Source organism: Bradyrhizobium sp. USDA 4461, assembly GCF_054055655.1.
The window spans coordinates 1,949,248-1,971,521 of record NZ_JBSRXM010000001.1; the positions used below are offsets into that span (position 1 = coordinate 1,949,248).

Consider the following 22,274-nt stretch of genomic DNA (forward strand, 5'->3'; position numbering starts at 1 on the left):
AATCCGGGGTAGGTCCATCCGCGGGTAAAGCGGCCCCGGATTTCGCTTCGCTGCATCCGGGCTACGGGACATCGCTTGAACAATTCATGACAGCGCGTTCGCATCACAGCCCTCTCCCGCTTCAGCCGGTGAGATGATATGCAGCGCTTCCCTCCCCGTAGCCGGAAGCTTGCCGATGTCCACCGTCGTCTCCCCCCTCGCCCCGCCTGACGTTCCCGAGATGCCCGTGATCGCGGGGGTGCGGCTTGCGACCGCTGCCGCCGGCATCCGCTACAAGGGGCGCACCGACGTGCTGCTCGCGCTGCTGGACAAGGGCACCACGGTGGCCGGCGTCTTCACCAAGTCGAAATGCCCGTCGGCGCCGGTCGAATGGTGCCGCGCCAAGCTGAAGGGCGGACAAGCGCGCGCGCTGGTGGTCAATTCCGGCAACGCCAACGCCTTCACCGGCAAGACCGGCAAGGCCTCGACCGCGCTGACCGCGCAGATCGCATCGAAGGCGGTCGGCTGTTCGACGTCGGACGTGTTCCTGGCCTCCACCGGCGTGATCGGCGAGCCGCTCGACGCCAGAAAGTTCGACGGCGTGCTGGCGCAGCTCGCCCAGACCGCGACGCCCGATCTCTGGTTGGACGCGGCCAAGGCGATCATGACCACCGACACCTTCCCGAAGGTCGCCACCGCGACCGTCAAGCTCGGCAAGGCCAAGGTGACGATCAACGGCATGGCCAAGGGCGCCGGCATGATCATGCCCGACATGGCGACCATGCTCTCCTTCATCTTCACCGACGCGCCGCTGTCGGCCGGCGTGCTGCAATCGCTGCTCAAGACCTGTGTCGAGGACACTTTCAACGCGCTGACCATCGACGGCGACACCTCGACCTCGGACACGCTGCTGGCGTTTGCGACCGGTGCTGCGGCGGCGCATGGCGCGCCGAAGATCTCGCGCGCCAGCGACCCACGCCTGAAGGCGTTCGCCAAGGCATTCCAGCAGATCCTCGCTGATCTCTCCGAGCAGGTGGCGCGCGACGGCGAAGGCGCCCGCAAGCTGGTCGAGGTTGTGGTCGAAGGCGCGACGACAAAGCCGTCGGCGCGCAAGATCGCGATGTCGATCGCCAATTCGCCGCTGGTGAAGACCGCAATCGCCGGCGAGGACGCCAATTGGGGCCGCGTGGTGATGGCGGTCGGCAAGGCCGGCGAGCCCGCCAACCGCGACAAGCTCTCGATCTCGTTCAATGGCATCCGCGTCGCCAAGAGCGGCGCGCGCGATCCGTCCTACAACGAGAAAGAGGTGTCGGAGGCGATGAAGGCGCCGAAGATCCAGATCAAGGTCGCGCTCGGCCTCGGCAAGGCCAAAGACCGCGTCCTGACCTGCGACCTCACCAAGGAATACGTCGCGATCAACGGCGATTACCGGTCGTAGACGCTGCACGCCGTCACCAGCTCCGTCATTGCGAGGAGCGAAGCGACGAAGCAATCCATCCATCCGCGCACGCAGATAGATGGATTGCTTCGCTTCGCTCGCAATGACGGTGTTAGTCCCGTCATCCTGAGGTGTGAGCGGAGCGAGCCTCGCAGGATGTACGGCCGGGGGTGGCGCCGCGTGGAGAGAGCCGGGCCGTCGCCCCTTCGAGACGGCCGCTGCGCGGCCTCCTCAGGGTGGCGGGAGAGATAGGACGCGCGGCCTCAGCTCGAGATCCGCGCGTCGGCGACGGCCTTCTTGAACAACGCGTTCATCGCGTCCGCGATGCCCTGGGTCGGACTGACCTCGAAATAGAAACCCGGCGAGGCGCAGGCCCGCATGTTCTGCGCGATCTGGCTGTTCGGCGACGGGCCGAACGGGCCCTGGTTGAACGGGTCGATCCAGGTCATGTACCAGTTGTTGGTCGGCAGCTGCAGATAGGTGGTGTAGAGCACCGCGATCTTGATGTTGCGCTTCTTGATCACATCACACAGCGCTGGATTGATCGGCGACTGGCAGCGATTGCTGCCGGTGATCGGCTTCAGGCAACTTGAATTGGGTTCGTCGGCCACGCCGTCGGAGACGAAGAACAGATACTTCATCGGCGCCGACGACGTCCCGGCGCCCGGGTTTCCGATCTCGTTGTTGATCTGCGGGAAGATCGTGGTGAACTGGCTGTCCTTGTCCGCGGTATAGGCATCGTTGTTGCCGTAGACGCCCATCAGATCGATGTTGCCGGCCGCCGACTTTGCACTCGACAGGCTCGACGACAGGGTGAACAGGCTGCGCAGGCCATAGGTCGCCGAGGACGCGCCGAAGTCGTAGATCGCCATGCGGAACTGGCTCGAATAGGTCTGGGTCGTCGCCGCGGTGTCCATCAGTTGCTGAGTTGCGCTGCGCAGCACGTCGATCCGCGTCGTCACGCCAAGCGATTTCGCCAGATTGTAATAGTTGTTGGGGTCGTTGTAGTCGTGGCAGGCGAAGGCGCACTGGTCGTTCGGCTTGAAGCTGTTGCCGGTGGTGGCCTTGACCAGCTTGTCGACGTCCGTCGGCGTAGCGCCGACGCCCATCGACGGCGAATTGTCGAGCAGCAGGTAGAAGTCGATATAGAGCGGCATGGTCGCGGTCGAGGTCGACGAGCCCGACACCGCCATCTTGCTCCGGCCGATCACGCCGAGGAACATGGTCGGGACATCGGCGGTGAATTTGACGGTCGAGGTGATCGTGCCGCCGGTCTTGGTCACCGTCGGCGTCACGCTGGTCAGCGTGAAGCCGTTCTGGTTGAAGATGTTGCCGTTGAAGATCTGCCTCGCATCGGCCTCGCCGGCCGGGATCTCACCGTCCGAAGTCATGGCACCGGCGGCAATGAAGCCGGGCGATTGCTTGGCGACCGACCCGACGCTTGCCGCGTCGGCGGCGGAGATCAGCTTGCTGCGGATCTGGTTGGCGCGGGAATAGTCGACCGCGCATCCGACCGCGATGACGAGCGGCAGCAAAGCCAGGCTGAAGGTCATCGCGATATTGCCGGAGCGATCGCGGCGGAAACGGCTGAAGGTCCGGATCAAGGTGCTCATGGGTTATGTCGGCAGAGAATATGATGGACGCATAAAGGGGACGCCTCACCCTGCCGGATGCGAATTAAGGCCGGATTATCTCGAATGCAGAAAGAGCCCACGGGCACAAATCGTTTGGCTGGAGGCGCGCTGCTGGTTAATGAAAGCTTGCAGATGAGAAGGACATTTCCGCCACATGGCTGATATCAAGCTGACCCTCGTCGTCGCCTGCGCGCTGGTCGACGCCGACAAGCGCGTGCTGCTGGCGCAGCGCCCCGCAGGCAAGGCGCTGGCGGGGCTGTGGGAATTCCCCGGCGGCAAGATCGAGCCCGGCGAGCGGCCGGAGCAGACCCTGATCCGCGAGCTGCACGAGGAGATCGGCATCACCGTGAGCGAGCCCTGCCTCGCGCCGCTGACCTTCGCCAGCCATGCCTACGAGACCTTCCATCTGTTGATGCCGCTCTACATCTGCCGCCGCTGGGAAGGCATGGCGGTCGCGCGCGAGGGCCAGAACCTCGCCTGGGTGCGCGCGGGCAGACTGCGCGACTACCCGATGCCGCCGGCGGATATCCCGCTGCTGCCGCATCTGATGGATCTGCTGCTGTGACCTTCTGCCGCTCCCACCTGCCCGGGAAGCGCGTTGCCAAAAACATCGAAAACAACCCCATGCAAAGGAGCCCGGCGGCGGCCGGCGCACGACCAGGGAACTTGACACGTCGGGCAACTCACCGGCACAATTCCATTATTCCGAAATTGTGGAAACGTCCTTCGCCCCCCTGCTCGCGCTGATAAGGGTGGCCGACGGTAAGGGATGCACGGTGGACGGGCTCCCTCCCCCTTGCGGCCCGTTGCGGGGGAGGGAGCCCTGGCACCGTGCGCGCCTAACGCTTCGCCTGCTTCACTGCCGCTTCCAAACTCGCTTTCGCCGAGCCGGGCTTGAGCGGCTTTTGCTGGCTGTCATCCGGTGCCCAGCCGGACAGCCAGACGATGTCGAAGGTGGCGCGGATGCGGCCGTCGGCATCGGCGAAGCGTTCGCCGTAGATCTGCGCCATGCGCAGCATGGTGGTGCGGCGGGTCGAAGCGTGGCGGCGCTCGCGCAGCACATTGGTCGCCCCCATGCGCCTGAGGTCGGCCATCAGTGCGAACGCGTTTGCATAGCGCACCACGACGCGGTCGACATCGGTGACCGGCAGCGCGAAGCCCGCCCGCTGCAACAGCGCGCCGATGTCGCGCAGATCGGCGAACGGCGCGACCCGCGGCGAGACGCCGCCCTCGCACTCCGCCTCCGCCGCGGCAAAGCTCTGCCTGAGCTCGGTCAGCGTATCGCCGCCGAGCATCGCCGCCAGCAGCAGGCCGTCCGGCTTCAGCGCGCGGCGGATTTGCGCCAGCACGCCCGGCAGATCGTTGACGAACTGGAAGGCCAGCGCGGAGACCGCGAGATCGAGCGATTCCGGCGGCAGGCCGAGCGCCTCCGCCTCGGTGAAGCCGATCGTATCGATCGCCGCGACACGCCCGCGCAGCGCCGCCGCGAGCCCGTCACCCGGCGTCCAGACATCGGCCGCCGCCGAAAAGCTGCGTGACACCGCCTGCAAGCGGTCCGCCATGTCCTCGGTGGCGCGCTCGAGCAGGAACGTCGCCGCCCCGGCGGCCTGCGCACGTGCCAGCCGCGCGCCTAGAAGCGCGCGATCGAACAGGATGGGGGCTGCGGGCGAGGTCGTTGCCATGCCGCTGGTTACGCCGGACCGCCGTCGCAGGCAATGCGCCTTGAGCCCGCGCGGCGCAAACGCTAGCCTCGCCCGATGGACGCCGAGGCATCCCAGACACGCTCGATTTCCGGTCATTTTCAGCGCGCGCTCGGCGTGGTCTCCGGCGCGTGGCTGCGCACCGCGCGGCTCATGCTCGACATCGCGCTGCCGACGCTGTGCGTGTCCTGCCGCGAGCCGGTTCACGGCGAGGGCGTCTGCGCAGACTGCTGGGCCAAATTGTCGTTCATCGCGCCGCCGTTCTGCCCGCGGCTCGGGATTCCCTTTGTCTACGATCCAGGGCCCGAGCTGCTGTCGATGGAGGCGATCGCCAATCCGCCGGCCTACCAGCGCGCCCGCGCCGCGGTGCGCTATGACGACGTCGCGCGCACGCTGGTGCATGCATTAAAATACCAGGACCGCACCGATCTGGCGCCGACAATGGGTCGTTGGATGGCCCGGGCGGGGAAGGAATTGCTAGACGGCGCCGACATGCTGGTTCCGGTTCCGCTGCACTGGCGGCGCGGCTGGAGCCGCCGCTACAACCAGTCCGGCGCGCTCGCCAAGGTGATCGCGCGCCAGAGCGGCGTCAAAATGGTCTCCGAGGCGCTGCGCCGGACCCGCGCCACCGAGCAGCAGATCGGCCTGTCGCGGAAGGACCGCGCCAGCAATGTGCAGGGCGCATTCGGGGTCGCCGATGAACGCAAGGCTGAGATCCAGGGCCGCCGCGTGATCCTGGTCGACGATGTCCTGACCTCGGGCGCGACAGTGGATGCCTGCGCGCGGGCCTTGTTGCGCGCCAAGGCCGCGCAGGTCGACGTGCTGGTGTTCGCCCGGGTTGTCGACCAGCACCGCGCTCCCATATAATCCGGTATTCTGGTTCAACTGAGCACACCATGACCGCTGCCATTGAAATCTACACCCGCCCGGGCTGCGGTTATTGCACCGCGGCCAAATCGCTGTTGACGCGCAAGAACGCGGCGTTTACCGAATTGAGCGTCGCCAGCAACCCGGCCTATCGCGACGAAATGTACGATCGCGCCGGCGCGGGCTCGACCTTCCCGCAGATCTTCATCGGCAAGACCCATGTCGGCGGCTGCGACGAGCTCTACGCGCTCGACCGCGAAGGCAAGCTCGACGGCCTGCTCAGCAACGGAGGCGGCGCCTGATGAGCACGGACAATATTTTCACCGCCGCGATGGTGCAGATGCGCACCGGATTGCTGCCGGAGCCGAGCCTCGAGCAGGGCACGCGGCTGATCCGCGAAGCGGCGGCGCAGGGCGCCAAATACGTGCTGACCCCCGAGGTCAGCAACATGATGCAGCTCAACCGCAAGGCGCTGTTTGAGCACTTGGCGAGCGAAGAGGACGACAAGTCGCTGAAGGCGTACCGCGCGCTGGCGGCCGAGCTGAAGATCCATCTGCATGTCGGCTCGTTGGCGCTGCGCTATTCGCCGGAGAAGGCGGTCAATCGCTCGTTCCTGATCGGGCCGGAGGGCAATGTCCTCGCGAGCTACGACAAGATCCATATGTTCGATATCGACCTGCCCGGCGGCGAGAGCTACCGCGAATCGGCCAATTACCAGCCCGGCGAGACCGCGGTGATCTCCGACCTGCCCTGGGGCCGGATTGGCCTCACAATCTGCTACGACGTGCGCTTCCCGGCGCTGTACCGCGCGCTGGCCGAAGCCGGCGCGTCGTTCCTCACCGTACCATCGGCCTTCACCCGCAAGACCGGCGAGGCGCATTGGCACACGCTGCTGCGCGCCCGCGCCATCGAGACCGGCTGCTTCGTGTTCGCAGCCGCGCAGGCCGGCCTGCATGAGAACAAGCGCGAGACCTTCGGCCATTCGCTGATCATCGACCCTTGGGGCGAGATCCTCGCCGAGGGCGGCGTCGAGCCTGGCGTATTCCTGGCCGAGATCGATCCCGCCAAGGTCGAGACCGCGCGCAAGACCATTCCCTCGCTGCAGCATGGCAGGCGGTTCGGCATCGCCGACCCCAAGGCGGGCCCGGAGCATCTGCACCTCGTCCGGGGATCGGCATGATCCGCTACACGTTGCGCTGCGAGCGGGGCCATCAGTTCGAGAGCTGGTTCCAGAGCTCTTCGGCCTATGAATCGCAGGAGCGGCGTCACCTGATCGATTGTCCGTCCTGCGGCTCCGATAAGGTCGAGCGCGCCATCATGGCGCCCCGGGTCGTCAGCAAGAAGGGCCGCGAGCCGGCCCAGAAGGCGCCGGTCGCGCCTGTCGAGGCAGCTTCCACCGAATCGACCTCGCTGATGATGGCGCAGGAGCGCGAGCTGCGCAGCAAGCTGAAGGAACTGCGCGACCACATCGTCAAGAACGCGGACAATGTCGGCGAGCGCTTCCCCAACGAAGCACGCAAGATGCATTACGGCGATATCGAGCATCGGCCGATCTACGGCGAGGCCTCGCCCGAAGAGGCGCGCGCGCTGATCGACGAGGGCGTCGAGGTCTCACCGCTGCCGACGCTGCCGGAAGATAGGAATTGACTCCCCTCTCGTCATTCCGGGGCGCGTCCTTGGCGCGAGCCCGGAATCCATTCCAACGCGGGTTCTGTGGCCCAATGGATTCCGGGCTCGCGCTTCGCGCGCCCCGGAATGACAGGAGGGAGTTCGCATGACCCCCGAAACCTTCTCCTCCTGGCAGGTCTGGGCGTTTCTGTCCGCCGTGTTCGCGGCGCTGACCGCGATCTTCGCCAAGGTCGGCGTCGAGGGCATCAACTCCGACCTCGCCACGCTGATCCGCACCGTGGTCGTGCTGATCACGCTGTCGGCGATCCTGTTCGCGACCGGGCAATTCACCCAGGCCGGACCGATCTCGGCCAAGAGCTGGCTGTTCCTGCTGCTGTCCGGGCTCGGCACCGGCGCCTCGTGGATCTGCTATTTCCGCGCGCTCAAGCTCGGGCCGGCGACGCTGGTCGCACCGATCGACAAGCTCAGCGTGGTGCTGGTGGCGCTGTTCGGCGCTGCCTTTCTCGGCGAGCGCCCGTCGGCCTATGGCTGGATCGGGATCGCGCTGATCTCCGCCGGCGCGGTGCTGATTGCCGTCAAGGGCTGATAGCGTTTTCGAGCGAAGTGGGCACCGGTTCGCCTGAAGAAAACGCGTCAACCGAGAGTCTAGGCGGCGATCAAGAGCGCGACGCCGATCACGATCAGGATGATGCCGAACACCTCACGCAGCGAGAATGGCTGCTTGAGCGAAAAATACGCCACGCCCTGCGCGAACAGCACCTCGATCAGCGCCAGCGTGCGCACATTGGCGGCGGCGGTGAGCGCGAACGCCAGGAACCAGAATTGCGACGAGAACGCGCCCATGAAGCCCGCGAACAGCGAGGGCCGCCACAGGCCGAGGATCTTCCGCAGCACGTCGGGCGCGCGCAGCAACAGATAGACCGACAGGATCAGGGTCTGGACGAACAGGCTCCACATCAGCGTGCAGGACGCCGCCGTCACGAACGAGACGCCGGGCACCGCAATGATGGCGCCGCGAAAGCTCACCGCCGAGATCGCGAATACCGCGGCGGCGCCGAGGCCGAGCACGGTCGGGCGCAAATCGGCAAAGCTCTTTTGCCCGCCGGGCCGCAGCGCCGTGATGACGACCCCGATGGTGGCGATCACGATCGCGATCACCTTTGATGCCGTGAGATGGTCGCCGAGGAAGATGAAGCCGAAGATCGCGGTCTGGATCGCCTCGGTCTTCATATAGGCGGTGGTCACCACGAAAGAGCGGTCGTTCATTGCGAGCAGCATGAAGCCGGTGCCGACGATTTGGCTAAGCGCGCCGGACACCAGCCACGGCCAGAACGAGGCCGCCGGCCACGGCACGCGATCGCCGGTTGCGATGATCGCGAGCGCAAAGAACACCACCGAGAACGGCAGGCCGAACAGGAAGCGGATGTTGGTCGCACCCCAGGTGCCAAGCGGCGCGGTGAGATGCCGCTGCATCGCGTTGCGCGCCACCTGCCCGAACGCAGCGACAATGGTGAAGGGGATCCAGAGCGAGGCGATGGTGAACATGCGGGTGAGGAAAGCGTGCCGGGGCGGGATACACGCCGAGCGTGCCGATTGCGGATGATGCGGTCAACCAAAACGGCGCATGACAGGGCTGCGCTGCCACCGCGATCTGCCGTAGCCCCGATGCAGCGAAGCGCAATCCGGGCCACCCCAACCGCGGACAGACCGGTCCCGGATTACGCTGCGCTCCTTCCGGGCTACGCTAGCAGGACGAGGTGAAGGCTACACCTCCTCCGCCACCACCATGTAGTTGACGTCCATGTCGGTCGACACCGTCCATTTGTCGGCGAGGGGATTGTAGACCACGCCGGCCTGTTCGGTGACGGTGAGGTTGACGTCGCCGAGATAGCGCTCGAGCTCGGCGGGGGTGACGAACTTGCTCCACTCATGGGTACCGCGCGGCAGCCAGCGCAGCACGTATTCGGCGCCGACGATCGCCAGCGCGAAGCTCTTCCAGTTGCGGTTCAGGGTCGAGACCACCATCAGCCCGCCGGGCTTGAGCATGACAGCGCAGCGCTTGATGAAGGCGCCGACGTCGTTGACGTGCTCGACCACCTCCATCGCCAGCACGATGTCGAAGCGCTCGCGCGCGTCCATCTCCTCCACCGTGGTGCAGCGGTAGTCGATCGACAGATGGCCCTTGTCGGCGTGCAGCTTCGCCGCGGCGATGTTGGTGGCGGACGGATCGATCCCGATCACCTGGGCGCCGAGCCGGGTGAACGGTTCGCACAACAGCCCGGCGCCGCAGCCGATGTCGAGCAGGCGCAGGCCGGACAGGCAATTCAGGCTCTTGGCATTGCGCTCGAACTTGCGGCAGGCGGCGTCGCGGATATAGGTCAGGCGCAGCGGATTGATCTTGTGCAGCGGCGCCATCTTGCCGCGCGGATCCCACCATTCATCCGACAGCTTTGAGAATTTCGCGACCTCGGCCGGATCGACCGAACCGGAGGAGGCATTGGACAAAGTTGATTGTGTCGCCATGGATGCGCGCGCCCCTATCGCGCGGTGATCGAATTGCGGAACGACAGCGGCGAGGCGATCGTCTTGATGATCTCGATGCCCTCGCCGACGCCGCGGATGGTGACGTCGCCATAATTGAGCAGCCGTCCCATGATGCTCTGGTTGACGTCGACGCTCTCGACCTTGTCGAGGCTCATCTCGAAGGTGCGCCGCTTGATGAAGCCGCTCTTGTGCACCACGCGGAAATTGGTGACGTCGGTTTCCGTGGTCCAGCGATGGAACCAGGCCGCGGCAGTCCAGTACAGCGCCGCGACGGCGACCACGGCGGCGGCCGCCAGGCAGGCCAGCGTGAGGCCGTCAACCGTCGTCAGGCGCGAGGCGATCAGCAGCGCTAACGCGACGATCCAGGCCAGGATCGCCTGCCAGTAGAAGATCCAGTGCGCATTGGTGGAATACAGCACCTTCTCGCCAGGCTGCAGGATATCGTCGATGTAACGTGCCATCCAATCCGCCTTCGCATTACGCCCCGGTCACCCCCGGCGAGTCACCCGTGAGTTACCCTTGCGCCACAGCCCGCCCGCAACCGGCCAAAACACCCCTGAAGGACCTCAAGAGAGCCCCACCAACCGGCTTGCCCCCGGGCGCGGCGCTATGTATACGCGCCTTTCGGTCCCCATGCTTGCGGTTTTCGGCGTGGGTTAACCTACTTATCCTCTTAAAGGAATAGACGCGTCGTCATGGGCCGCCTCGTGATGAAATTCGGCGGTACGTCCGTCGCCAATATCGATCGTATCCGCAACGTCGCGCAGCACGTGAAGCGCGAGGTCGACGCGGGCCACGAGGTCGCCGTGGTCGTCTCCGCGATGTCCGGCAAGACCAACGAACTGGTGGCCTGGTGCACCGACGCCTCGCCGATGCACGACGCCCGCGAATATGACGCGGTGGTCGCCTCCGGCGAACAGGTCACGTCGGGCCTGCTCGCGATCGTACTGCAGGGCATCGGCATCCAGGCCCGCTCCTGGCAGGGCTGGCAGATCCCGATCAAGACCTCGGACGCGCACGCCTCGGCGCGGATCCTCGAGATCGACGGCACCGAGATCATCACCCGCTTCAAGGAGCGCAAGGAAGTCGCCGTGATCGCCGGCTTCCAGGGCATCAACCCCGACACCGGCCGCATCACCACGCTCGGCCGCGGCGGTTCGGACACTTCGGCGGTGGCGATCGCAGCCGCGCTGAAAGCCGACCGCTGCGACATCTATACCGATGTCGACGGCGTCTACACCACCGATCCGCGGGTGGTGCCGAAGGCACGCCGGCTCGACAAGATCGCGTTCGAGGACATGCTGGAGCTGGCCTCGCAGGGCGCCAAGGTGCTGCAGGTTCGCTCGGTGGAACTCGGCATGGTGCACAACATGCCGATCTTCGTGCGCTCCAGCTTCGACAAGCCAGAGGATATCGACCCGCACGCCAACCAGCCGCCGGGCACGCTGATTTGCAGCGAGGAGGAAATCATGGAAATGCACGTCGTCACCGGCATCGCCTTCTCCAAGGACGAAGCCCAGATTTCCGTGCGCCAGATCGAGGACAAACCGGGCGTCGCCGCGGCGATCTTCGGGCCGCTCGCGGATGCCAACATCAATGTCGACATGATCGTGCAGAACGTGTCGGAGGACGGCAAGACCACCGACCTCACCTTCACCGTGCCGGCAACCGACTACAACCGCGCCAAGGACACCATTACCGCCGCCAAGGCCAAGATCGGCTTCGCCCGGCTCGACACCGAGACCGACGTCGCCAAGGTCTCGGTGATCGGCAGCGGCATGCGCAGCCATGCCGGCGTCGCGGCGAAGGCGTTCAAGGCGCTGGCCGACCGCAACATCAACATCCGCGCCATCACCACGTCCGAGATCAAGTTCTCGGTGCTGATCGACGCCGCCTACACCGAACTGGCGGTGCGCACGCTGCACACGCTGTACGGGCTGGATCAGGCGTAGGGCCGACAGGCAGGCGGGACACCCTCCGCTGTCATTCCGGGGCGGCGCGAAGCGTCGAGCCCGGACTCCATTCCACCACCCGGATTGCGGCCCAATGGATTCCGGGCTCGCGCCAAGGGGCGCGCCATGGAATGACGGGGAGCGAGCACGGGATGTCCGGCCTCCACCCGCCCCGGAGTTAGAATTTCTCTTAGCGGGCGCAGCATAGGGCTGACGCAGACGTTATTTGCTACTGGCAGGCGTTTTGCTTGGCAAAGCCAGCCTCGATTGGCTATACGGCCAGTCAGGTAGGCTGTCGCAAACTGTGGCACAGTTTGAGCGATCCCGAATCGGCGGGAACTGGCGCGAGCGGCGACACCGAATGACTAAAATTGTTGTTTTTGACGAGTTTTGCGCCAGCGGCCGGCCGGCCAGGTGCGCCGGCCTCGTGGGGAGGGACTGAAGCATATGCGGAGCGCGTCGGGAGGCCCACGCATCCTGTTGAGACGGCTCCGCGAAACCATGGCGGAGCAAGTCTCCGCCCAGGAGCGCCTCGACAAGATCGTGGTGCTGATCGCGGCCAACATGGTGGCCGAGGTCTGCTCCTGCTACGTGCTGCGCGTCGACAACACGCTCGAGCTCTACGCCACCGAAGGTCTGAACCGCGACGCCGTCCACCGCACCGTGCTGAGCGCGCATGAAGGCCTGGTCGGCCTCGTCGCCAGCGAGGCGACGCCGCTCAATCTGTCCGACGCGCAAAGCCATCCGGCCTTCGCCTACCGCCCGGAGACCGGCGAAGAGATCTACCACTCGTTCCTCGGCGTGCCGATCCTGCGCGCCGGCAATACGCTCGGCGTGCTGGTGGTGCAGAACCGCGCCAAGCGCACCTATGTCGAGGAAGAGGTCGAGGCGCTACAGACCACCGCCATGGTGCTGGCGGAGATGATCGCCTCCGGCGAGCTTGCCGCGCTGGCGCAGCCCGGCGCCGAGCCCGCCGCACGGCACTCGCTGCACAAGACCGGCGCGGTGCTGTCCGACGGCATCGCGCTCGGCCATGTCGTGCTGCACGAGCCGCGCGTCGTCATCACCAACTACATCGCCGAGGACCTGCCGAAGGAGGTCAAGCGCCTCGACACCGCGCTGGCCAACCTGCGTGCCGATCTCGACCGCATGCTGGAGCGCGGCGACGTCGCCGACGGCGGCGAGCACCGCGAGGTGCTGGAAGCCTACCGCATGTTCGCCAACGACCAGGGCTGGTCGCACAAGCTGCATGAGGCGGTCGCCACCGGCCTGACCGCTGAGGCCGCGGTCGAGCGCGTGCAGTCCGACACCCGCGCCCGCATGCTGCGATCGACCGACCCTTATCTGCGCGACCGCCTGCACGACCTCGAGGATCTCGGCCATCGCCTGATGCGGCAACTGGTCGGCCAGGACCATGCGCCGTCGCGCGAGCAACTGCCCGACAATGCCATCCTGATCGCCCGCGCGATGGGCCCGGCGGCGCTGCTCGACTATGACCGCAAGCGGCTGCGCGGCCTGGTGCTGGAGGAAGGCACTGCGAATTCCCACGTCTCGATCGTGGCGCGCGCGCTCGGCATTCCCGCGGTCGGCGAAGTGCCGAATGCGCCCGGCATCGCCGATCCCGGCGATGCCATCATCGTCGACGGCATTTCCGGCGAGATCTATGTCCGCCCCTCCACCGAGATCGAATCGGCCTATGCCGAGCGGGTCCGGTTCCGGGCGCGGCGGCAGGCACAATATTCGGCGCTGCGCGACAAGCCCTGCGTGACCAAAGACGGCCAGCCGATCGAGCTCCTGATCAATGCCGGCCTGACCATCGACCTGCCGCATATCGAGGACACCGGCAGCGCCGGCATCGGCCTGTTCCGGACTGAATTGCAGTTCATGGTGAGCCCGAGCCTGCCGCGCTCGAGCGACCAGCTCGCGCTGTACCGCACCGTGCTCGACGCCGCGGGCGCAAAGCCCGTCACCTTCCGCACGCTCGATATCGGCGGAGACAAGGCGCTGCCCTATATGGAGACCGTGGTCGAGGAAAATCCGGCGCTCGGCTGGCGCGCGATCCGGCTCGGCCTCGATCGCCCCGGCCTGCTGCGCGGCCAGATCCGCGCGCTGCTGCGCGCCGGCGGCGGCCGCGCGCTGAAGATCATGTTCCCGATGATCTCCGACATCGCCGAGTTCGACCAGGCCAAGGCGATCGTCGAGCGTGAGCTGACCTATCTGCGCCAGCACGGCCATTCGCTGCCCGAGCGAATCGACATCGGCACCATGGTCGAGGTGCCGGCGCTGCTCTACCAGCTCGACGAACTGCTGAAGAAGGTCGACTTCGTCTCGGTCGGCTCCAACGACCTGTTCCAATTCCTGTTCGCGGTCGACCGCGGCAATGCCAAGGTCTCGGAGCGGTTCGACATCCTGTCGGCGCCGATCCTGCGCGCGCTGCGCGACATCGTGCGCAAGGCCAGGACCGCGAAGAAGGTCGCCTCGCTGTGCGGCGAGATGGCCTCGAAGCCGATCGGCGCGCTGGCGCTGATTGCGCTCGGCTATCGCTCGCTGTCGCTGTCGGCGACGGCGCACGGCCCGGTGAAGGCGTTGATCCTCGACCTCGACGCCAAGAAGGCCGAGGCGATGATCAATCCGCTGCTGGACGCCCCGGTCGGCAGCGTGTCGATCCGCGAGGCGCTGACCAAGTTTGCGGAAACCGAGGGGCTGGCCTTGTAGCGACGCTGTCGTCGCTTCCGCCGCCCGTCGCGCCTCCTGCAATTCGAGATACCGCCATGCTACCCGAAGCCAAACTCGACGTCCTGCTCGCCCATCACGCCTCGCTCGAGGCCGAGCTGCTCGGCGAGGTCAAGTCCGACCGCTATGTTGCGATCACGCGCGAGCTCGCCGAGCTCAATCCGCTGATCGACGCCGTGAAGACGTATCGGTCGGCCCGCAGCGAACTCAGCGACACCGAGGCGATGCTGGCGGATGCCGGTACCGATCCCGAGATGCGCAGCATGGCGGAGGCTGAGCTTCAGACGCTGCAGGCGCGGATCGGCGATCTCGAGCAGAAGATCCGCGTCGCGCTGTTGCCGAAGGACGCGATGGACGACCGCAACGTGGTGCTGGAAATCCGCGCCGGCACCGGCGGCGACGAGGCCTCGCTGTTTGCCGGCGACCTGTTCCGGATGTATGAGCGCTTCGCCGCCTTGCAGGGCTGGAAGGTCGAGGTGATCTCGGCCAGCGAAGGCACCGTCGGCGGCTTCAAGGAAATCATCGCCGAGGTGCAGGGCCGCGGCGCGTTCGCCAAGCTGAAATTCGAATCCGGCGTGCACCGCGTGCAGCGCGTGCCCGACACCGAAACCCAGGGCCGCATCCACACCTCGGCCGCCACCGTCGCGGTGCTGCCCGAGGTCGAGGACGTCGACGTCGACATCAAGGACACCGACTTGAGGATCGAGACCATGCGCGCCGGCGGCGCCGGCGGTCAGCACGTCAACAAGACGGAGTCCGCGATCCGCATCACCCATCTGCCGACCGGCATCGTGGTGATGATGCAGGACAGCCGCTCGCAGCACAAAAACCGGGCGTCGGCGATGAACATCCTGCGCTCGCGCATCTACGACGCCGAGCGCCAGCGCGTCGAAGCCGCGCGCTCCGCCGACCGCAAGGAGAAGGTCGGCTCCGGCGATCGCTCCGAGCGCATCCGCACCTATAATTTCCCGCAAGGGCGCGTCACCGACCACCGCATCAACCTGACGCTCTATAAGCTGCCGCAGGTGATCGCCGGCGAAAGCTTAAGCGAACTGATCGATGCGCTGACCACCGAGCACCAGGCCGCGCAGCTCGCCGCCCAGGGCGCCGCGGCCTGAGGATCAGCGTTTCTGCGACTGCCTGAAATGGCGCAGGATCTTGCCGAGCGCGGGGCCCGCCGTGGTCAGTTCCTCAAGATGAATCTTCGACAGCGCCTGCAGCTTGCGCTCGCCCTGCGCCGTCAACGTCACCTGGACACGCCGGCCATCAGCGGCATCGACGGTGCGCGTGAGCAGCCCGAGCTTCACCATCCGGTTGACCAGCTCGACCGCGGTGTGGTGGCGGATCAGCAAATAGCGCGCGAGATCGCCGACCGTGGTCGGCTCGGTTCCGGAGAACCCCTTGATGGCGAGCAGCGCCTGGTGCTGCTGCGGGGTTAGCCCGGCCTGCTGGGCCGCCTCTTCGCTGAACGCGAGAAAGCTGCGCAGCTGGTAGCGGAACCGGGCCAGCGCCGCGTAATCGACCGTCGCGGCTTGCGTTCGTCGCTGCTTTGCTTGAGGCATTCCGCCGTCCCATTGCTGGCTCGCTCTGCCAATCGGCAGGAGCCACGCGACGCTAGCAAGCCCGAGCCCGGCGGACCATCCTGCCGGCGCTCTTTGCACTCATGTTTTCAGCGGTTTGACGGACGAGTGGCCCGGCGAGGCGAGATCACGGCTGCGGCCAGTGATCGTAGCTCGAGCTCAATATCTTCAACAGGACGATCTGGAACGCGACCGGGATCCGCGGGCTCCTGCGGCGGATCGACTTCTCCAGCGCCTCGGTGATCTCGCTCTTGGTGAGATGCCCGGCCGAGGCACGCTCGACCAGACCGCCCCAGACCTCCGACAACGATTTGCCGGTGTGATGCGGCGACGGGATCGAGATCCCGCGCGTCGCGGCCCAATCGATGATCTCACGCATGGTTTGCCGCCCGCAATTTCGCGCGGTCGCAAGATGGCGCGCAGTGAGCAGCCGCAGCAGATCGTCCGGCGGCGTCCAGCCCAGCTTCGGCGGCACTTCGTCGAGCAGCTCGAGTGACAGTTCCTTCAGCACGTTGAGCGCACGGATGCTCAGGCCGCCCGATGGCTCGGCGCTGCCGTCCTCGGTCGCGGCGTGCTCGGCGGCATTTGCGGTGCGATTTGAAGGCTGTTCGATCATCGCTCCCTCACTTACAGGACCGGCACCCGGGCGGTAAACCCTCGATACGTCGTGAACCGATATTAATTCTATCGTAGATCGATATGATTCGACGAAAGGTGACATTGACTAAATATGCCGGTGGGGAATTGTAGCTGTGACAGGCTGCTCCATCGCAGCCGGCGCATCCCGCAGCCGATCGCCCCGATCCGGCGACGAATGATCGTGCGCGCCAACAATCAATATAATTGGAGGATATCGAGCGATGAGCACCAAGGATTTATGGCCGGGCAGAGCATCGAACGTCTCGCGTCGCACCCTGTTGCAGGCCGGTGCAGGCCTGATCGGCGGCACCATGCTGCCGGCATCGATCGCATCGCGCGCATTCGCCGAAGACAAGCCGGCGATCGGCACCTATCCCGGCGGCACGTCCGGCTCCTCGGTCTTCATCGGCATCTCGGTGCCGCGCACCGGCACCTATGCGGTTCAGGGTGAGGATGAACTCAAGGGCTATCAGCTCGCGATCGAGCACATCAACAGCGGCCACGATCTGATCAAGAAGATCTCGCCGAAGACCAGCAAGGGCGTGCTCGGCAAGGAGCTGAAGTTCGGTGTCGCGGATTCCGCGGCGAAGCCGAACGAGGCGGTGCAGGCGCAGCAGCGCTTCATCACCGAGAACAAGGCTGTCATGATCACCGGCGGCACCTCGAGCGCGGTCGCGGTCGCGCTGAACAAGCTGGCGCAGCGCGAGAAGGTGATCTTCGTCTGCGGCATCTCCGGATCGAACGACACCACCGGCAAGGATTGCGTGCGTTACGGTTTCCGCCAGAACTTCTTCGGCCAGACCGCGGCTGCCGCAATCGCGCCTGTGCTGATCAAGCAGTTCGGCAAGAACAAGAAGGCCGCCTACCTGACGCCCGACTACACCTACGGCCACACCGTCACCAAGTCGATGCAGGACTTCCTCGCCCAGGCGGGCTGGACGACGGTCACCAATCAGGTGTCGCCGCTCGGCGCGCCTGACTATTCGTCCTACCTGCTCAACGTCGCGAATTCCGGCGCCGACGTGCTGATCAACGTCAACTGGGGCCACGACGCCGTGCTGTCGACGCAGCAGGCCAAGCAGTTCGGCGTGCTCGATAAGATGAAGCTCGTGGTGCCCTACCAGGTGCCGTTCATCGCGCGCGAGACCGGCGGCCTGATGCAGGGCGTCTATGCCGCGACCGATTATTGGTGGACCATCGAGGACAAGTATCCGCTGGCCAAGATGTTCAACGAGACCTTCGAGAAGAAGTACGGCTACAAGCCGGAGTGGGGCGCCGAGAACGCCTATGTCAGCTTCGCGCACTGGGCCCGGATGGTCGAGGAGGCCGGCAGCTTCTTTCCGCCCGACGTCATCAAGGCCTACGAGAAGGGCGAAACCATCCCGTCGCTGGTCGGCGACGTGCATTATCGCCCAGAGGATCACCAGTGCGTCCGCCCCGTCATCATCGTCCGCGGCAAGATGGAAAAGGAGATGAAGAACAAGGAGGACTATTACGAGGTGGTCGAGATCGTCCCCGGCGACGGTCTGATGCAGAAGCCGGACGCGTTCGGCTGCCATCTCGGCGACTACACCTAATTGACGTGAGACGACTCGGCGCCGTGGGCGGGGCGACCCGACCCACGGCGCCGCCTTGTGTCAGAACGCATCCTCCATTGACCGGGCCGACTGAACGCACGCCATGATCAACTGGCCAAACTTCGTCTCGCAACTTTTCAACGGGCTGGCGCTCGGCGCGCTGCTCGCGCTGATCAGCTCCGGGCTGACGATCATCTATGGCACGCTCGGGGTGCTCAACCTCGCCCACGGCGCCATGTTCATGATCGGCGGCTACGCCGGATATGTGGCCTACTCCTACACCGGCTCGTTCATTCTGGCCGTCATCGCCGGATCGCTGTTCGTGATGGCGCTTGGCGTTGCGATGGAGCGGATCATCATCCGACATTTCTACCATCGCCCGCATGAGGACCAGCTGCTGGTGACCTTCGGCCTCGGCATCTGCTTCGTCGAGATCGTGCGGTTGATCTTCACCAGCCAATCGCAGGTGGTGCCGCCGCCGGCGCTGCTGCAGGGCATCACCTCGCTCGGCTTCCTGTTCTACCCGACCTACCGGCTCGCCGTAGTCGGCATCGTCGCGGCCGCGCTCGGCGGGTTGTTCCTGATCTTGTATCGCACCCGGCTCGGCATGATCGTGCGCGCCGGCATCGAGGATTCGGTGATGGTCGATTCGCTCGGCATCAACGTCTACCGCGTCTTCATGATCGTGTTCGGCATCGGCGCAATGGCCGCGGGCTTTGCCGGCATCATCAACGCCCCTGTGGTGTCGCTGACGCCGGGTGTCGGTGACGACATCCTGGTCGAGACCTTCGTGGTGGTGGTGATCGGCGGCGTCGGCTCGTTCCCCGGCGCCATCCTCGGCGGATTGATCGCCGGCGAGATCATCAGCATCACCTCGATGTTCAACCCCGGTTATGCCTACGTCATGCTGTTCGCGGCGATGACGCTCGTGCTCGTGCTTCGACCACACGGCCTGCTCGGCACGCAGGGCCGCGAATGACGACGGATATCTAGATGCTGAAACAGCGCCCGTACCTGATCGAATTCCTGACCGCCGCCGGCCTGATCGTCGCGCCCTTCGTGCTGCCGTGGTTCGGCTTTGCACCCAACACGGTGAACCGGATCCTGGTCTGGGGCCTGTTCGGCCTCGGCTTCGATATCCTGTTCGGCTTCACCGGCCTGCTGTCGTTCGGCCAGTCGGCCTTTTACGGCACCGGCGGCTTCGTCGCCGCCTATCTGTTGACCCGCGCCGGCTTCCCCTACGTCGTGCTCGCGCTCGTCATCGGCATGATCGCGGCTGCCGCCACCGGCTACCTGATCGGCCTGATCGCGCTGCGCCGCACCGGCATCTACTTCGCCATGATCACGGTCGCGATCGCCGAGGTATTCTTCTTCGTCGAGTTCAATCCGCTGTCGGACTTCACCGGCGGCGAGAACGGGCTGCCGGGCGTGCCGACCCCGAGCTTCAATCTCGGCTTCACCACGCTGCACTTCACCACCGGCTGGTCGCTCTATCAGTTCCTGGCGCTGTGCTACTTCATCGGCGTCGTGATCGCGCTGCGCATCGTGCGCTCGCCGGTCGGCGCCGTGTTCAGCGCCATCCGGGACAATCCGCTGCGGGCGACAGCGGTCGGCCACAACATCCACGGCTACAAGCTGACCGCCTTCGTGATCGCCGCCGCCTATGCCGGCTTTGCCGGCGGCCTCCTGGGCGTCCTGCAGGCCTTCATGCCGCCCGACGCCTTCACCTTCGACACCTCGGGGCAGCTCGTCATGCAGACCGCGATCGGCGGCCGCGGCACGTTGTTCGGACCGCTGGTCGGCGCCGCGGTGTGGCTGTCGCTGCAGGACTTCCTGCAAGCGGCGCTCGGGCTCGGCGCGGCCTGGAAGCTGGTGCTCGGCGTCGTGTTCGTGCTGCTGGTGTGCTTCCTGCGCCGCGGCATCATCGGCGGCCTCGCCGATCTCTGTGACCTGCTCACCGGACAGCGCGACGCCCGCGAGCCGGAGGAGAGCGAGCCGGAGGCAGTCGCCGTCGCAACCGCGCCGCACGCCGCCATCGCAGCGGCCGTCGCCCCGGCGCCTGTGCGGCCTCGCCCCGAGGGCAGTCCGTCCGGACCGATCCTCCAGGCCAGAGGCCTGACCAAGCGCTATGGCGGCCTGCTCGCCAACAGCGACATCGATTTTACCGTCAATCACGGCGAACTGCGCGGCATCATCGGCCCGAACGGCGCCGGCAAGTCGACCTTCTTCAAGATGCTGACCTGCGAGGTTCACCCGACCTCGGGCACCATCCTGTTTGACGGCCGCGACATCACCGGCATGAACGTCACCGACGTCTGCCAGCTCGGGCTGACCAAGAGCTACCAGGTCAATCAGCTGTTCGCCGGACTGACCGTGCGCGAGAACCTGGTGATCGCGGCGCTGTCGGGGCTGCGCGGCAAGTTCAAGCTCGACCTGTTCCGCAGCATCGACAGCATTCCCGGCCTGTCCGAGCGCGTGCAGCACACGCTCGAGCTGGTCGATCTCGCCGCGCGGCCGGATACGCCGGTCTCCGAGCTCGCTTATGGCGAGAAGCGGCGGCTCGAGATCGGACTGGCGCTAGCGACCTCGCCGAGCCTGTTGCTGCTCGACGAGCCGCTGGCCGGCATGAGCCCGCGCGAGCGCGTCGAGACCGTGAAGCTCCTGAAGTCGATCAGCCAGGGCCGCACCATGATCATCATCGATCACGACATGGATGCGTTGTTCGAACTCGCCGAGCGCGTCACCGTGCTGCAGGAAGGCCGCGTGCTGGTCGAGGGAACGCCGGAGGAGATCAAGAACAATTCGACCGTCCAGGAAGCCTATCTTGGCGGCGTGCATGGAGAGCTCGCCGCATGAGCCTGCTCGAAGTCAACGGACTGAACAGCTATTATGGGGATTCCCACATCCTGTTCGACGTCTCAATGCGCGTCGAACGCAACGAGGTGGTGGCGCTGCTCGGTCGCAACGGCGCCGGCAAGAGCACGACGCTGAAGAGCCTGATGGGCGTGGTCACCCCGCGCCGCGGCTCCGTGAGGTTCGACGGCGTCGATATCGCCGGCAAGAAGAGCCACAAGATCGCACAGGCCGGCATGCAGCTGGTCCATGAGGAGCGCCGCATCTTCGGCAGCTTGAGCGTCGAGGAGAACCTCATGATCGCCGGCCTGACCGCCTCGCGGCGCTGGCCGCTCGATCGCATCTACGAGATGTTTCCGCGGCTCCGCGAGCGGCGCAGCAATCGCGGCACCGATCTGTCGGGCGGCGAGCAGCAGATGCTGGCGATCGCGCGCGCCCTGGTGCGCGATCCCAAGATCATCTTGCTCGACGAGCCGTTCGAGGGACTGGCGCCGGTGATTGTGCGCGACCTGATGAAGGCCTGCCGCGATCTCGCCGAGGCCGGACAGACCATCGTGCTGGTGGAGCAGAACCTCGCCGCGACGCTGGCGCTGGCGCAGCGCATCTACATCATCAACAATGGGCACATCGTCCATGAAGGGCCGGCGCAGGAGATCAAGGCGCAGCCTGACGTCCTGCAACGCTACCTCGGGGTGTAGCCCAACAACTCAGTCCGCGAGCGCCGCGATCATGCGTTTGGCATGATCGGCGAGCACATCCATCTCCGCCTTGACGGTCTGCGCGGGCAGCAGCGCGACGCCGGCCTTCACCGGCATCACATGCATGTGCAGGTGAAACACCACCTGCCCGCTGGCGGGCTCGCTGAACTGCTGGATGATGATGCCGTCGGCGGAGAATGCCTTCATCGCGGCGATGGCGATGCGCCTGGCCGACCGCACCACCGCGGCAAGGTCATCCTCCGCGATGTCGAGGATGCCGCGCGCCGGCGCCTTCGGAATCACCAGCGTATGCCCCGGCGAACGCGGCATGATGTCGAGAAAGGCAAGGGTCCGGTCGGTCTCATGGATCTTGAAGCTCGGGATCTCGCCGCGCAGGATTTTGGCGAAGATGTTCTGGTCGTCGTAGCCCGTCATGGTCGCGCGTTCCGGA

Annotated in this window: 22 protein-coding genes; 14 read left to right on the plus strand and 8 right to left on the minus strand. The window is 65.8% G+C overall.

Annotated features, from left to right (window positions below):
- Window positions 1-175: 175 nt before the first annotated feature.
- A complete protein-coding gene (gene argJ, locus ACVINW_RS09155) occupies window positions 176-1,417 on the plus strand; it encodes a bifunctional glutamate N-acetyltransferase/amino-acid acetyltransferase ArgJ (RefSeq protein ID WP_456750984.1) in 1,242 nt (413 codons plus the stop codon).
- Window positions 1,418-1,680: 263 nt separating this feature from the next.
- Here argJ and ACVINW_RS09160 read toward each other — a convergent pair whose 3' ends face one another.
- Window positions 1,681-3,030, minus strand: coding sequence for a TadE/TadG family type IV pilus assembly protein (locus tag ACVINW_RS09160; protein ID WP_456750985.1), 1,350 nt, complete (start codon window positions 3,028-3,030; stop codon window positions 1,681-1,683).
- Window positions 3,031-3,205: 175 nt separating this feature from the next.
- Here ACVINW_RS09160 and ACVINW_RS09165 point away from each other — a divergent pair, with 175 nt between their 5' ends.
- Window positions 3,206-3,616, plus strand: coding sequence for a (deoxy)nucleoside triphosphate pyrophosphohydrolase (locus ACVINW_RS09165; protein ID WP_456750986.1), 411 nt, complete (start codon window positions 3,206-3,208; stop codon window positions 3,614-3,616).
- Between the two features lie 274 nt (window positions 3,617-3,890).
- Here ACVINW_RS09165 and ACVINW_RS09170 read toward each other — a convergent pair whose 3' ends face one another.
- Entirely contained in the window at window positions 3,891-4,733 is an 843-nt protein-coding gene (locus ACVINW_RS09170; RefSeq protein WP_456750987.1) for a methyltransferase domain-containing protein, read from the minus strand.
- A gap of 75 nt (window positions 4,734-4,808) precedes the next feature.
- Between ACVINW_RS09170 and ACVINW_RS09175 the strand changes: the two genes are divergently transcribed.
- From ACVINW_RS09175 to ACVINW_RS09195, 5 genes are all read left to right on the plus strand, one after another.
- A complete protein-coding gene (locus ACVINW_RS09175; RefSeq protein ID WP_456750988.1) occupies window positions 4,809-5,618 on the plus strand; it encodes a ComF family protein in 810 nt (269 codons plus the stop codon).
- A gap of 29 nt (window positions 5,619-5,647) precedes the next feature.
- Complete coding sequence (grxC, locus tag ACVINW_RS09180; protein WP_456750989.1) at window positions 5,648-5,920, plus strand: glutaredoxin 3; 273 nt, start codon at window positions 5,648-5,650, stop codon at window positions 5,918-5,920.
- Window positions 5,920-6,798, plus strand: coding sequence for a carbon-nitrogen hydrolase family protein (locus ACVINW_RS09185; RefSeq protein WP_456750990.1), 879 nt, complete (start codon window positions 5,920-5,922; stop codon window positions 6,796-6,798). Before grxC ends, ACVINW_RS09185 begins: the two co-directional genes overlap by 1 nt.
- Complete coding sequence (locus ACVINW_RS09190) at window positions 6,795-7,265, plus strand: DUF1178 family protein (RefSeq protein WP_456750991.1); 471 nt, start codon at window positions 6,795-6,797, stop codon at window positions 7,263-7,265. Before ACVINW_RS09185 ends, ACVINW_RS09190 begins: the two co-directional genes overlap by 4 nt.
- 127 nt (window positions 7,266-7,392) lie before the next feature.
- Window positions 7,393-7,833, plus strand: a complete 441-nt coding sequence (locus tag ACVINW_RS09195; RefSeq protein WP_456750992.1) for an EamA family transporter — start codon at window positions 7,393-7,395, stop codon at window positions 7,831-7,833.
- Window positions 7,834-7,892: 59 nt separating this feature from the next.
- Here the strand turns inward: ACVINW_RS09195 and ACVINW_RS09200 are convergent, their stop codons facing one another.
- The 3 genes from ACVINW_RS09200 to ACVINW_RS09210 all read right to left on the minus strand — a co-directional run bounded on the left by ACVINW_RS09200 (window position 7,893) and on the right by ACVINW_RS09210 (window position 10,252).
- Window positions 7,893-8,792: an EamA family transporter gene (locus ACVINW_RS09200; protein WP_456750993.1), complete on the minus strand. Its 900-nt coding sequence runs from the start codon at window positions 8,790-8,792 to the stop codon at window positions 7,893-7,895.
- A 219-nt stretch (window positions 8,793-9,011) separates the two neighbouring features.
- Window positions 9,012-9,770 (minus strand): bifunctional 2-polyprenyl-6-hydroxyphenol methylase/3-demethylubiquinol 3-O-methyltransferase UbiG, encoded by a 759-nt coding sequence (gene ubiG / locus ACVINW_RS09205; protein WP_456750994.1) that lies wholly within the window; start codon window positions 9,768-9,770, stop codon window positions 9,012-9,014.
- 14 nt (window positions 9,771-9,784) lie between these two features.
- On the minus strand, window positions 9,785-10,252 hold the full coding sequence (locus ACVINW_RS09210) for a PH domain-containing protein (protein ID WP_456750995.1): 468 nt from the start codon (window positions 10,250-10,252) through the stop codon (window positions 9,785-9,787).
- Window positions 10,253-10,486: 234 nt separating this feature from the next.
- Between ACVINW_RS09210 and ACVINW_RS09215 the strand changes: the two genes are divergently transcribed.
- From ACVINW_RS09215 to prfA, 3 genes are all read left to right on the plus strand, one after another.
- Complete coding sequence (locus ACVINW_RS09215) at window positions 10,487-11,743, plus strand: aspartate kinase (RefSeq protein WP_456750996.1); 1,257 nt, start codon at window positions 10,487-10,489, stop codon at window positions 11,741-11,743.
- A gap of 447 nt (window positions 11,744-12,190) precedes the next feature.
- Window positions 12,191-14,458 (plus strand): phosphoenolpyruvate--protein phosphotransferase, encoded by a 2,268-nt coding sequence (gene ptsP, locus ACVINW_RS09220; RefSeq protein WP_456750997.1) that lies wholly within the window; start codon window positions 12,191-12,193, stop codon window positions 14,456-14,458.
- Between the two features lie 56 nt (window positions 14,459-14,514).
- On the plus strand, window positions 14,515-15,594 hold the full coding sequence (gene prfA, locus ACVINW_RS09225; RefSeq protein WP_456750998.1) for a peptide chain release factor 1: 1,080 nt from the start codon (window positions 14,515-14,517) through the stop codon (window positions 15,592-15,594).
- A 3-nt stretch (window positions 15,595-15,597) separates the two neighbouring features.
- Here prfA and ACVINW_RS09230 read toward each other — a convergent pair whose 3' ends face one another.
- Window positions 15,598-16,038: a MarR family winged helix-turn-helix transcriptional regulator gene (locus ACVINW_RS09230; RefSeq protein ID WP_456750999.1), complete on the minus strand. Its 441-nt coding sequence runs from the start codon at window positions 16,036-16,038 to the stop codon at window positions 15,598-15,600.
- Between the two features lie 145 nt (window positions 16,039-16,183).
- The gene (locus ACVINW_RS09235; RefSeq protein WP_456751000.1) at window positions 16,184-16,672 is read right to left on the minus strand and encodes a hypothetical protein; all 489 of its coding nucleotides are present in this window, start codon (window positions 16,670-16,672) and stop codon (window positions 16,184-16,186) included.
- A 244-nt stretch (window positions 16,673-16,916) separates the two neighbouring features.
- Here ACVINW_RS09235 and ACVINW_RS09240 point away from each other — a divergent pair, with 244 nt between their 5' ends.
- The 4 genes from ACVINW_RS09240 to ACVINW_RS09255 all read left to right on the plus strand — a co-directional run bounded on the left by ACVINW_RS09240 (window position 16,917) and on the right by ACVINW_RS09255 (window position 21,823).
- The gene (locus ACVINW_RS09240) at window positions 16,917-18,272 is read left to right on the plus strand and encodes a substrate-binding protein (protein WP_456751001.1); all 1,356 of its coding nucleotides are present in this window, start codon (window positions 16,917-16,919) and stop codon (window positions 18,270-18,272) included.
- A gap of 103 nt (window positions 18,273-18,375) precedes the next feature.
- Window positions 18,376-19,251 (plus strand): branched-chain amino acid ABC transporter permease, encoded by an 876-nt coding sequence (locus ACVINW_RS09245; RefSeq protein ID WP_456751002.1) that lies wholly within the window; start codon window positions 18,376-18,378, stop codon window positions 19,249-19,251.
- A 14-nt stretch (window positions 19,252-19,265) separates the two neighbouring features.
- Complete coding sequence (locus tag ACVINW_RS09250; RefSeq protein ID WP_456751003.1) at window positions 19,266-21,128, plus strand: branched-chain amino acid ABC transporter ATP-binding protein/permease; 1,863 nt, start codon at window positions 19,266-19,268, stop codon at window positions 21,126-21,128.
- Complete coding sequence (locus tag ACVINW_RS09255) at window positions 21,125-21,823, plus strand: ABC transporter ATP-binding protein (RefSeq protein WP_456751004.1); 699 nt, start codon at window positions 21,125-21,127, stop codon at window positions 21,821-21,823. The genes ACVINW_RS09250 and ACVINW_RS09255 overlap by 4 nt, the downstream gene beginning before the upstream one ends.
- 9 nt (window positions 21,824-21,832) lie before the next feature.
- Here the strand turns inward: ACVINW_RS09255 and ACVINW_RS09260 are convergent, their stop codons facing one another.
- Complete coding sequence (locus tag ACVINW_RS09260) at window positions 21,833-22,258, minus strand: HIT family protein (protein ID WP_456751005.1); 426 nt, start codon at window positions 22,256-22,258, stop codon at window positions 21,833-21,835.
- Window positions 22,259-22,274: the final 16 nt, after the last annotated feature.